This window comes from Rhodanobacter sp. BL-MT-08 (genome assembly GCF_054161255.1).
Genome location: NZ_CP167872.1, coordinates 1,733,131 through 1,744,823, shown reverse-complemented (window position 1 = coordinate 1,744,823; position 11,693 = coordinate 1,733,131). Strand labels below are relative to the sequence as shown.

Annotated in this window: 10 protein-coding genes; 2 read left to right on the top strand and 8 right to left on the bottom strand. The window is 61.4% G+C overall.

Features of this window, described 5'->3' with window-relative positions:
- Window positions 1–14: 14 nt before the first annotated feature.
- The 4 genes from ACDK93_RS07630 to ACDK93_RS07615 all read right to left on the bottom strand — a co-directional run bounded on the left by ACDK93_RS07630 (window position 15) and on the right by ACDK93_RS07615 (window position 4,410).
- Entirely contained in the window at window positions 15–716 is a 702-nt protein-coding gene (locus tag ACDK93_RS07630) for a tetratricopeptide repeat protein (RefSeq protein ID WP_458072005.1), read from the bottom strand.
- 106 nt (window positions 717–822) lie between these two features.
- Window positions 823–2,070: a serine hydrolase domain-containing protein gene (locus ACDK93_RS07625; RefSeq protein ID WP_458072377.1), complete on the bottom strand. Its 1,248-nt coding sequence runs from the start codon at window positions 2,068–2,070 to the stop codon at window positions 823–825.
- A gap of 298 nt (window positions 2,071–2,368) precedes the next feature.
- On the bottom strand, window positions 2,369–3,289 hold the full coding sequence (locus tag ACDK93_RS07620) for an SDR family oxidoreductase (RefSeq protein ID WP_458072004.1): 921 nt from the start codon (window positions 3,287–3,289) through the stop codon (window positions 2,369–2,371).
- Complete coding sequence (locus tag ACDK93_RS07615) at window positions 3,286–4,410, bottom strand: MBL fold metallo-hydrolase (RefSeq protein ID WP_458072003.1); 1,125 nt, start codon at window positions 4,408–4,410, stop codon at window positions 3,286–3,288. The genes ACDK93_RS07620 and ACDK93_RS07615 overlap by 4 nt, the downstream gene beginning before the upstream one ends.
- 135 nt (window positions 4,411–4,545) lie before the next feature.
- On the opposite strand from ACDK93_RS07615, the gene ACDK93_RS07610 reads away from it, so the two are divergent.
- A complete protein-coding gene (locus ACDK93_RS07610; protein ID WP_458072002.1) occupies window positions 4,546–5,157 on the top strand; it encodes a TetR/AcrR family transcriptional regulator in 612 nt (203 codons plus the stop codon).
- An 8-nt stretch (window positions 5,158–5,165) separates the two neighbouring features.
- Here the strand turns inward: ACDK93_RS07610 and ACDK93_RS07605 are convergent, their stop codons facing one another.
- Window positions 5,166–6,821, bottom strand: a complete 1,656-nt coding sequence (locus ACDK93_RS07605; RefSeq protein ID WP_458072001.1) for a M28 family metallopeptidase — start codon at window positions 6,819–6,821, stop codon at window positions 5,166–5,168.
- Between the two features lie 259 nt (window positions 6,822–7,080).
- Between ACDK93_RS07605 and ACDK93_RS07600 the strand changes: the two genes are divergently transcribed.
- The gene (locus ACDK93_RS07600; protein ID WP_458072000.1) at window positions 7,081–8,058 is read left to right on the top strand and encodes an aldo/keto reductase; all 978 of its coding nucleotides are present in this window, start codon (window positions 7,081–7,083) and stop codon (window positions 8,056–8,058) included.
- A 47-nt stretch (window positions 8,059–8,105) separates the two neighbouring features.
- Here ACDK93_RS07600 and ACDK93_RS07595 read toward each other — a convergent pair whose 3' ends face one another.
- From ACDK93_RS07595 to ACDK93_RS07585, 3 genes are all read right to left on the bottom strand, one after another.
- Complete coding sequence (locus tag ACDK93_RS07595) at window positions 8,106–9,821, bottom strand: GGDEF domain-containing protein (protein WP_458071999.1); 1,716 nt, start codon at window positions 9,819–9,821, stop codon at window positions 8,106–8,108.
- Window positions 9,822–9,917: 96 nt separating this feature from the next.
- A complete protein-coding gene (locus ACDK93_RS07590; RefSeq protein WP_458071998.1) occupies window positions 9,918–10,208 on the bottom strand; it encodes a hypothetical protein in 291 nt (96 codons plus the stop codon).
- Window positions 10,209–10,655: 447 nt separating this feature from the next.
- Entirely contained in the window at window positions 10,656–11,408 is a 753-nt protein-coding gene (locus ACDK93_RS07585) for an SAM-dependent methyltransferase (protein WP_458071997.1), read from the bottom strand.
- Window positions 11,409–11,693 lie beyond the last annotated feature (285 nt).

Sequence of the window (11,693 nt, the reverse complement as noted above, 5' to 3'; positions counted from 1 at the left end):
TCATTTACTGCCGATCACTGAGCTGACGAAGCAGCAAGATCCCGCATCGCCGGATGATCCATCTGCGCCGCGTAGCTGACGATGGCGGCCTTGACGTCGGGCGTTGCATCTTTGGCCGCGCGCTTCAGCCACTGCGCGGCGTCCTCGATTCTGCCCTCGGCAACCAGCGCCATGGCCCAGTTGTACTGGCCGCGGAAATAGCCGGCTTCGGCCGAGCGTCGATACCAGTCGTTGGCCTTGAAGGTGTTGCGCATCACGCCCCAGCCTTCTTCGTAGCAGCGGGCTAGCAGGTTCATGGCGCGGGCGTGGCCCTGCTCCGCCGCCTTGGCGTACCAGTACGCGGCGCGCTCGGCGTTGCGCGCCACGCCATGACCATCGAGATACATGCGCGCCACGTTGTACTGCGCCCAGTCGTTGCCGAGCTTGGCCGCGTAGGCGTAGCAGAAAAACGCCTGAGCGAGGTCGGGAGCGGTTCCCCACCCGTGCTCGAGGCAGCGGCCAACCATCATGGTGCCCTCGGCATGGCCTTTCTTGCCGGCGCGTTCGAACCAGGCCAGCGCAGCGGCCGCACTTTTGATCGTGCCCCTGCCCTCCAGCAGCATGCGGCCAAACATTACCTGTGCGGTGACCACGCCCTGATTGGCCAGCCATTGCAGGGTCAATTCGGAACGATCGGGGTCGCGCGCCAGAAGGTCGCGGATTTCGTCAGCAGTCATGCTGGTGCAGCCACTGGCGCAATGGAGTCATGCGCCATTATACGAGGCCGAAAATCCCGGTGCCACGCCATCGAGCCGGGATCGGGCCCTCGATGACGGCGCTACGTCAGTGGACAGCGGCGGACACGTCGGCGACCAGTCGCACCAGTCCCTGCATATCGAACCGCGGCGGGTCGACGGTCGAGCCGAACCGCACGACGACCAGATGCGTCGACGGTACGATGACGATGCGCTGCCCGTTCATGCCGGAGGCAAAATAAGCGTCCGATGGCAGACCATCGATGCCCGGCGTCGTGTCGCCGGCTGCGGCCACGTTGGTCCAGAAGCCGGCGCCATAGGGTGCATCGAGCGTCGGACGGGCTGAAAACGCCGCCCACCCTACCGGCAGAATGCGCTGCCCGTTCACCACGCCATCGTCGAGATAAAGCTGGCCGAAGCGCGCCCAGTCGCGCGCCGAGGCGTAGATACGGGTTGAACCGATCAGCGTCTGCGCGCCATCGAATTCCATCAGCACGTGATGCATGCCCAGCGGGTCGAACAGCTGCGTGTGGGCGAAGCGAATCATGCCCTCGGCACCGTGGCCGACGGTGTCGCGCAGCATGCCGCAGACGATCAAGGTATTGCCGCTGCTGTAATCCCACACGGCGCCGGGCGGATGGATCAACTTCGCCTGCGCCGCATAGCCGGCCATATCGGCTTGACGGAACAGCATCGTCGACACCGGATCGAAGCCGCTGTCGTCTTCGGCCAGCGCCAATCCCGAGGTCATGCGCATCAGCTGCTCAATGGTCAGCGCGTGGCGCGGGTCCGACGGATCGCCCCATGCCGGCACCGGCGCCGGCGTATGGACGTCCATTTTTCCCTGCTGTACGAGGATGCCGACCAGCGCATTCACCACCGACTTGCTCACCGAATAGGCCAGCAGCGGCGTGTCCGGACCAAAACCGGGCGCGTACTGTTCCGCCACGATCCTGCCGTCGTGCATCACCACAATGGCGTGGACATGGCGGGGCACGCCGCTCGCCGGCTCGGCGAACGCACGCGCCAGGGCATCGCGCAGCAGCGGATCGCCGGATACCACCAACGGTTGAGTTTCTGGTGAGCCGATCACATCCCGCGCGGCCCGTAGCGTGTTCTCGCCCGGCGTCTGCGACGGCAGCGCGCAGCCGTACGACGGGTAGTAGGTCGACTGGCTAACGAAGTGTCCGTGCCAGTCTGTCGTGATACGGCGATTCGCGCGGTCTACCGCATAGTGCAGGCCGAGCCTGAGTGGCTTCAGTCCCTTGTCGTCGGCATAGCTCTCGACAAACGTGCGCTCCGGCGTCATGCCGTTGACGAATACGCCAGAGCACATCACATCGGCAATGCTCGCCGTAGCGACGCGAATCGCGTGGTCCGGTCGCTTCCAGAAAAATAGCGCAAACAGAATTATCAGTGCCGCTGCGCAACACACCCATATGGTGGTTGGTCTTCGCCGCCGGGGCCGCGCGACCGGCTCTTGGGACAGATCAGCAAGCATCGTTTGCGCCGGTAATGGATTAGCCAAAGCTTAGTCCAGCGCCATGGGACCGGCGACTGACGAAAAAGAGTCATCACTCATGACGGGTGTCACATCGTAAATCAATTAGGCGCATAACCTGTTGAAGATCCACCTATGGAAACTTGGCGGCCGTCAGCGTCGCCGAAACATCCCATAGGCACGCCGCCGCCGCAACATCGCTAGCCCGTGCCGAAATCCTTGCCGGCGCTGGCGCGCCCTTGATTTCGGAGAATCCGTCCGGCCCGTAGTAACCCGCGTTTTTCGCGTTGAGCGACGTGGCGGCGTACAGCGTGGGCAGCGCACCGGCGGCGGCGGATTGGCCAACGATCCGGACAAACCCCAGGCTGACCTTGCTGATGAACCCCTCGCTGCCCTGGCCGTTGGCGATCAGCTCCGTGGTGGCGATGCCGGGATGCGCGGCGTTGCTCATCAGGCCCCAGCCGTTGGCATCGCTGCGGCGCTGCAGTTCCAGCGCGAACATCAGCGGCGCCAGCTTGGACTGCGCGTAAGCCTTCGTCGGCGTGTAACCGCGTTCGAGCTGCAGATCGTCGAAATGTATCCTGCCCACGCGATGCATCAGGCTGCTGAGGTTGACCACGCGCGGGGCAGGCGTCTTGCGCAGCAGCGGCAACAGCTGCGCGGTAAGCGCGTAGTGCCCCAGATAGTTGACGCCGAGCTGCATCTCGAAGCCCTCGGCTGTCAGCTGCCGCTGCGGCAGCAGCATCACGCCGGCGTTGTTGATCAGGATATCCAGCGGCTGGCCTTCGGCATTTAGACGTCTGGAAAATTCCGCAACGGACGCGAGTTTCGACAGATCGAGCAACTCCAGCCGCACCTTCGCCTGGGGCGACAGCGCGCGTATTTTCGCCAACGCCTCGCGGCCCTTTTGCTCGCTGCGCACCGCAAGAATCACCTCGGCGCCCGCGTGAGCCAGGGCCAGAGCCGTCTCGTAGCCGATGCCGCTGTTGGCGCCAGTGACGACGGCACGCTTGCCGACCTGTGAGGGAATGTCGTTCACCGTGAAGCCGCTCATACGCGTGTCTCGCTGGAAAATTTGAGTGATGGATGGTCGACGGCGTCCGTTTCGAACGCACGCCACCACGGCGACTGCAGCGTCGTATCGGGGCGAACGGTTTCGCCAGGGCGCGGCTGCACCAGATGCACGCCCTGCTCCGCCGCCAGCGCGCGGATGCGCTCGGCAGGCTCGTCCCAGCGATGAAAGGCCAGATCGAATGTGCCCCAGTGCACCGGCATCATCGTCTTTCCGCGCACCAGCCGATGCGCGGCGATGGATTGTTCCGGCTGCATGTGGACGTTCGGCCAGGTCTGGCTGTACGCACCGCATTCGACCAGGGTGAGATCGAACGGCCCGTAGCGTTCGCCGATCTGGGCAAAGCCTTCGTGCATGCCGGTATCGCCGCTGAAGAACAGCCGCTCGTGCGTGCCCAGCACGACCCACGAAGCCCACAATGTCGCGTTGCCATCGCGCAGGCCGCGGCCGGAGAAATGCTGCGCCGGCGTCGCCGCCAAGGTCAATGGACCGAAGCGCGTTTCCTGCCACCAGTCCAGTTCGGTGACTCGCTTGGCATCCACGCCCCAGGCGATCAGCCGCTGGCCCACGCCCAGCGTCGTATAGAAGTGGCCGACGCGATCGGCCAGCGCGCGAATGGTGTCGCGATCGAGATGGTCGTAATGATCGTGCGACAGGATTACCGCATCGATCGGCGGCAGCTGGGCTACCGTAAGCGCCGGCGGCGTGAAACGCTTCGGCCCGGCAAACGGCACCGGCGAGGCGCGCGCGCTGAGCACGGGGTCGGTAAGCAGACGCAGCCCGTCGATCTCGATCAGCACGCTGGAATGACCCAGCCAGGTGACCTGCAACGCCTGCGAGGGCGGACCGCTGAGCACATCCTGACGCACTGTCACCACCGGCAACCGACTTTGCGGCTTGCGCCGCTGGCCGCGATGCGCGCGAAACGCCTTGCGCACTTCGCCAAGGCTCGCGGCGCGCGTGTTGGCCACGTTGCGAAAGCGGCCGTTGTGCCATGCCGGCGACTGCGGATGCGGTCGCACGATACGCTGCCGCTGCGCCGTCACGCGCCAGGCAAATAGGCCAAGACAAATAACCACGATGACAACGAGTGCACTAGCCATGAGCGGGCATTCCGTTAAAAGTAAACGACTTCGTATACTTTATGGCGTGCCATAAAGAAAGTAAACTATATCGTGTACTTTGTGAGCCGGTCGTTAGGTGACCGACGCCACACGCCCAGCCATCAGGAGCCCGACTTGTTGAACCGCAGCGCCACCAAACGACAGGCCATGCTCGACGCCGGCATCGCGGAACTGGCCGAGCACGGGCTGGCCGGTGCCAGCATGGAATCCATCGCCACGCGGGCTGAGGTTTCCAAGCGCACGCTGTACAAGCACTTCCCGTCCAAAGACGCCGTGCTGGAGGCGGTATTGACGCTGCTGATGGAACGCGTCGATCCGCTGAGCAAACTGCACTACGACAGCCGGCGCGAATTTATCGAGCAGCTGCGCGAGGTCGGCGTGCGGGAGATGCAGCTTATCTGCGACCCGGATTTCATCCGGCTTAGCCGCGTGCTGATGGTCGAGTGCATGCGCTCCGAAGCGCAAAGCCTGCGGCTGATGGAGAAGTTCGGCGAAAAGGAAAACAGCGTCTACCACTGGTTTCAGCAAGCCGGCAAAGCGGGCCAGCTGGGCAAGCTCGACGCCAAACTGGCGGCAGACATCTTCGTGGCGTTCCTGAAATCCTCGGCCTACTGGTTTTCCGTTATCGCCTGGCAACCGGCGCCAAAGAAAGCCGAACAGGCACGCCTCATCGAAGAGGCGTGCCTGACTTTATTGGGCCGGCTGCAGGCCAGCAGTTCCCGCTGAGTTCGGTTTCACTTCGGCGGATCCGCCTCACGCTTGGCCGCGAACGGACTGTCGGGGTACCACTTCGGCCAGACGTTGTCCTCGCTGAGCTTCTGGCCAAGCACGTACAGCGCCTGCGTGTCTTCGAGGATGCCGGAAAAATCCCAGTTAGGATCGAACACGTCGTTCGGCGTGTGGTAGTGATGGGCGGTGTATTCGGTCGCGCCTTTCTGCCCGGCCTCGCGCCCACCGTTGAGCAGATCGAGGCCGGAGCTCGGCAGCATCGCCGGCACGCCGGCCTTGGCAAAGTTGAAATGATCGGAGCGGAAGTAGAAACCGTTCTCCGGCGTGGTTTCCGGCGAAACCACCCGACCCTGCGACTTCAGCACGTCGGCCAGCATGTCCTCCAGCTGCGACTGGCCCTTGCCGATCACGGTCATGTCGTGCGCGCGGCCGATGATCGGCAGCGCATCGACGGCGATATCCGCGACGGTCTTGTCGAGCGCGAATACCGGCTTGGACACGTAGTACTGCGAGCCGAGCAGCCCGGACTCCTCCAGCGTCGGCATGAAGAACAGCACGCTGCGCGGCGGCGGCGTTTTCTGGTGCGCGAACGCATCGGCGATTTCCAGCAGCATGGTCAGGCCGGTGCCGTTGTCGATCGCGCCGCCGTAAACCTTGTGTCCCTTCAGCGAGGGATCGGTACCGAGGTGATCCCAGTGCGCGGTGTAGATCACTGCTTCATCAGGCTTGCTGCTGCCTTTCACCATCGCCAGCACGTTATGCGATTCGATATGGCCGATCTTGTTTTTCAGGCTCACTGACGCCGTGGCCGACAGCGGCACCGGCTTGAAGCCCGGCTTCGCAGCCGCCTTTTCCAGCTGATCGAAATTCTGGCCGGCCGCGGCAAACAGGCGCTCCGCCGCGGGGCGCGTCAGCCAGCCGGCCACCGGCAGGCGCGGCGACGGATCGACGCTGATCGGCAGGCTGAGCTGCGGCCCGCTGTTGCTGTTTTGCAGAACGCTGAAGGGATAACCGGCGGCCGCATCGCTGGTGTGCACTATGAAGCAGGCAGCGGCACCCTTCAGGGCAGCCTCGGCGAACTTGTACGTCCAGCGGCCGTAGTAGGTCATCGCGCGGCCGTTGAACAGCTTTGGATCCAGCGTGGCGAATCCCGGATCGTTGACCAGGACGATGACCGTCTTGCCCTTGACGTCGATGTCCCTGTAATCGTTCCAGTGCCACTGCGGCGCGTCGGCGCCGAAACCCAGGAATACGATCGGCGAATTTTTCAGGTCGACATTGGCCTTCGCCTGCAGCGTCTGCACCACCATGTCGTCGTGATTGGCGAACTGGCTGATCTTGCCGCCGGCTGAAATATTCAGCGTGACATCGGTGTTCAACAGCTGGATCGAATCGGCCGGCACCGTCTGAAACCACGAACCGTGATTGCCCGGCTGCAATCCCATGCGCTTGTACTGTTCGACCAGCCAGTTGATCGTGCGCGGCTCGGCCGCCGTACCGGGCTTGCGCCCGCCGAATTCGTCCGAGCTCAGCGTCTTGTCGAACTGGGCGAAGTCGGCGGCATTGATCTGCGGCGCCAACGGCACGGCAGGATCGGCCGCATGCGCGGCAGCGCCAGCGATGCAAAGCGCGGCGAATAAGGCGGTTGAGGCGAGACGCATCGAGCACTCCAGAAGGATCGGACAGAGCACCGTTGTAGCGCGCTCGCCGGTGCCTGTCCACGAAAAATCGACATGTTGGACGGGAGCCGTCCACGGGCGTACCCAATCCATGAAAACTTCCGACGTCGCCAACAAGCCAGTGCGCGCGCTTTCACGCGTTGCCAACCCTTTAGGCAAGGCTGGCGGTTAGGCTTGCGCTCTGCGCTGCACCGATCAACGCTGTCGGCTGCGCCCTTTTTACCGACTACTGGAGACGATGATGGAATACGTAAAACTCGGACGCACCGGCCTCGACGTGTCGCGCGTGTGCCTCGGCTGCATGACCTACGGCGACGCCGACCGTGGCGCGCACAGCTGGACGCTGGACGAGGAAGCGAGCCGCCCGTTCATCCGCAAGGCGCTGGATCTGGGCATCAACTTTTTCGATACGGCCAACGTGTACTCGGACGGCACCTCGGAAGAAATTGTCGGCCGCGCGCTGAAGGATTTCGGCTCGCGCGACAGCATCGTGCTCGCAACCAAGGTGTTCAACCGCATGCACGAAGGCCCGAACGGCATGGGCCTGTCGCGCAAGGCGATCATGAGCGAGATCGACCACAGCCTGAGCCGGCTCGGCACCGATTACGTCGACCTCTATCAGATCCACCGCTGGGATCCGCGCACGCCGATCGAAGAGACCATGGAGGCACTGCACGATGTGGTGAAGGCCGGCAAGGCGCGCTACATCGGCGCGTCGTCGATGTTCGCCTATCAGTTCAGCAAGGCGCTGTATGTCGCGGAAAAGCACGGCTGGACGCGCTTCGCCACCATGCAGAACCACTACAACCTGCTCTATCGCGAAGAAGAGCGCGAGATGATGCCGCTGTGCCAGGAGCAGGGTATCGGCGTGATTCCCTGGAGCCCGCTCGCGCGCGGCCGGCTCACCCGCGACTGGGACGAAAGCAGCGAGCGCCAATCCACCGACGTCTTCGGCAAGACGCTCTACACCGTGCCCGATGCCGATAAAAAAGTCGTCGAAGCGGTAGCCGCCTTGGCCAAGGCCCGCGGCGTATCGAAAGCCCAGGTCGCGCTGGCCTGGGTCGCGCAGAAGCCCTTTGTTACCGCGCCGATCGTCGGCGCGTCCAAGCCGCACCATCTGGATGATGCCGTGGCCGCGCTATCGCTGAACCTCGACGCCGATGAAATTGCCAAGCTCGAAGAGCATTACGTGCCGCACGCGGTGGCCGGGCATAGCTGATCAGTGGCCCCACTCCTGGAACCCCCACGCCGGCTAGCCGGCGCGGGTTAGCGCCGCTGCAGAGGCAAAGCGGTATGGAGATCTGCCGAAGCCTGCCCCTCATCATCGAAGACGACCACGCGATTGCGGCCTTCCCGTTTGGCGCTGTAAAGCGCCTTGTCGGCATGGATAAGCAGCTGCCGCAGGTTGTAGCCGGACTCGGTGGTAGACGACACGCCAAAGCTGGCGGATACCACGACGCCGCGTGCGTCTTCGCTATCGGACACGCTCTCGATCGCCAGGCGGATCAATTCCGCCCGGCCGGCCACCATATCCCTGTTGCACTCCGGCATCAGGATGCCGAACTCCTCACCGCCGAGGCGCCCAAACACGTCGGTGGAACGCAGATGCGCCTCGCAAGCGGCCACTGCGCGACGCAGGATATGGTCACCTACCGCGTGCCCATGGGTGTCGTTGACGATCTTGAAATTGTCCAGATCGATCACGATCAGCCCGGCGACACGACCCGACTTCTGGCAATACTTCAACTGCTGCTCGGCCGACGCGACAAAATGCTGACGGTTGAAAATGCCGGTCAACCCATCGCGCCGGGCCAGCTTCATGAAACTCATCTGCGAACGCTTCAGGCGATAAGCCCACAGCACGATCGACGCCAGAATGGTCAGCAGCAGAACGATGTAAAGCCGGTTGGTCTCCATCGCCTTGGTGCCCAGCGCCTGTTGCAGTTCGAGGATCTGGTTCTGCTTGTTCAGCGCGTCGATCTGCAGTTTTTTCGCGAGGACCTGTTGCTTGACGGTCTGGTAGGCAAGCGCTTTCGCGCTCACCTCGTCCAGATAGCCCTTGTCGGCTTCCGTATATTTTTCGTGGTAGCCAAGCGCAGCTTCCAGATTGCCCTGCTTTTTATTGATCAGGTAAAGCAGTTGATATGCGCTGGTCAGCGACTTGGTGAGTTCATGCCTGACTCCGCCATCAATCGCGGAATGGGCGTACTGTTGCGCCAGCGTGACATCTCCCCCGTTCCAGTAGGCCTGCGCCAGTGACGCATCGACATCCGAAGTCAGTTCCGGATAGCCGATGTGTTGGACCTCGGCATAGTGCTTCTGCAAAAGCTTGACCGCCGTGGCCGGTTGCCCGTGATCAATATAAAAACTCGCCACATAGAAACGTATCAAATTGGCGAATAGTAATTCGGAGGCCTTGTTGCAGGCGCTTATAGCATCGCCGGACTGCTTGTCGAACGTCGAGAACTTGCCACTTTCATAGAGCGACTGAACAAGCAAAAACCTGCCTTTGCAGTCACCGTCGCCAACCGGGTTTTCCCGCAGCATCTGATCCGCATAGCTCAGGCCAAGATCATATTGACCGGCCTCGTTGTAAAGCATCGAAGCGACACCTAAAGCCTGTATGCGTGCATCCTTGTCGACAACCTGTGGCAGTTGACTCAGCAGTTGATTCATCCGCACGAACGCGTCTGCGTAGTGGGATCCTATGGAAAGTATGTTTACTAACGTCGTGCCGGCGCGAAACCTCAAAGTAGCGTCGGAGGATTCCGCTGCAACCGATTTGAACAGAGGCGCAGCGGTTTCGTAATCGCCCCGATAACTACTTTCCCAGGCGTTGAGGTAGCGAAAATACAGCTGTTGCTGAAGGGGAAGGGTTTTCACCTCAGTGCCGAGCCGCGTCATGAGCTGCAAGAACTCGGTATGGTTCGATGTCCTGACGTTGTCCGCCTGCTTCAGCAGTTGCGCGGGTTCGTCAGGCATAGGCGCGGCATCAGCTGCCGTGCCAATGAGCAAAGCCAAAAGTACCAGTCCGCTCGCAAAGCAGCACCAGCGCTGTCTGCCTGAGAAATACATCGGCTACGCCGCAGAGAACTCAGCCATAAGTTCCGGGGCCTCGTTGGGCTCCTTCGACGGCGTTTCCTCTTCCTCGTCGCCGTCCTCTTCATCCTCTTGACCGGGAAATAACGCAACACAAAGTGGAACCTGCCCTAGTAACGCTTCCAGTTGGGACTGGTCCCTGCCCAGGATCGCCGCCTGCAATTCCGGTTCAATCTCCGTGGCGTTCAACGCCACCTCCATCTCAGCGGCTGACGCATGGCGCAATTGCGCATCACGCCCCATTCTTTCCAGAAAATCGATGACATTCATCATTAGCTGCCCCCTGACAGTTGATCGCTTGGATATCGCGTGGTCAAAAGAATGACCAAGCCCCTTTAAAATTTTCCCCTGATGTCGAACGCAAGGCTATGGTCCCAAGCCGACATCCACGCAGCCAAATGGCGAAACAGCGTGGATACCGTTCTCCATCCAACGTCTAACTTGCCTTTTGCCGGCGAACCCCAGCCTTAGCAAAAACGCACTTTACACCTAGCGTAGGGCTTTGGGCTTACCCAATATCGCGCAATCCACGAATTCATCGATTTCGACAATCTTTCCATGCTAGCGATAGAAAAAATATCTAAGTGACTGATATAAAAATAAATATTACTTCCCGTGCAAAACATGCGGGCCAAAATATATGTCATTGATGCACCCAAAGGCGGCCAAACAATCGCGTCGGTCTTAGTTGCGTCTGCCAAGCGCAAGCGACCTTGATTAGGCTTCAGCTCGATCAAGCTCTGCCAAACGTGCGCGAATCTCGATATTCGGCTGCATGGCAAAACAAGGCGCAATAACCAATGTATCGGCCATGCCAATTTCCGCCTCTGGCAACGCACGCAGCGTCAGCCTCTCAATGCGCGCTTGCTGGATCGGCAGCGTCGCCGCCCTATAAATAATGACTTCATGGTCCAGCGGATAATCGCGCGCCAATACATCGACCAGAATCTGTCGATAAGCCGGGCCGGTGGAAAACCGAGTCAGTGACTTGTCACCGGCCAAACCCACCTGCCAAAGCACCAGATAAGCCGAGGGATCGATCCGGCGCTTGTAGAACAGCAACTGGCCGGCCTCGAAATGCTGGCAGCCGTAGGTGCCGGGGTCGATGCCGAGGTCGGCATAAAGACAGTCTTCCGCCGAAATGCCCGGCTCCATGTGCGCAGGATAGCCTTCGCTGCGCGCCAGCTCGATCGACTTGTGCGGCGCCCAGGCGAAAACGCCGGGATGCCCGTAAAACACGCCGCAGACCTTCTTGCCTGCCCGTACTTCGGTAACGATGGCTTGCACCATCTGGCGATAGGTCTCCATGCGCGATTTGCCCTTCCGGTAAAAAGGCTGCAGGCTGCGCACGTCCGGGTGCATCCGCGACAACCACAGTTCCACGATGCCGTCGGAAAGCCCTGCAAAAACAACATCCGCTTGTTCAATGCAGCTACGTGACAACGGGCTTATGTGCGAGCCCAGCGTCATGCCGAGGCCCACGCACACCAGGCTTCCGGAAGTCCGGACTGCGTTCATTCAAAGTTATCCCCGATGGATCGTTAGGAAAAGGTGGAACCCAGGCGGGAGTGTACAAGCCGGCCTGCAACTTCTCACATCACGACGCTGAAGAAGCCAAGCGCCAAGCCGACGCGACGTGGACGCTGGGCCCGCCATAAAGCGAATCCGTCGAAAGTCATCCCTGTGCGGGCACACAAATGGCGTAAAGTGGATCGGCAGCTGTTCTATCAGCGCGTTCTGGCGACATCCGCCGCT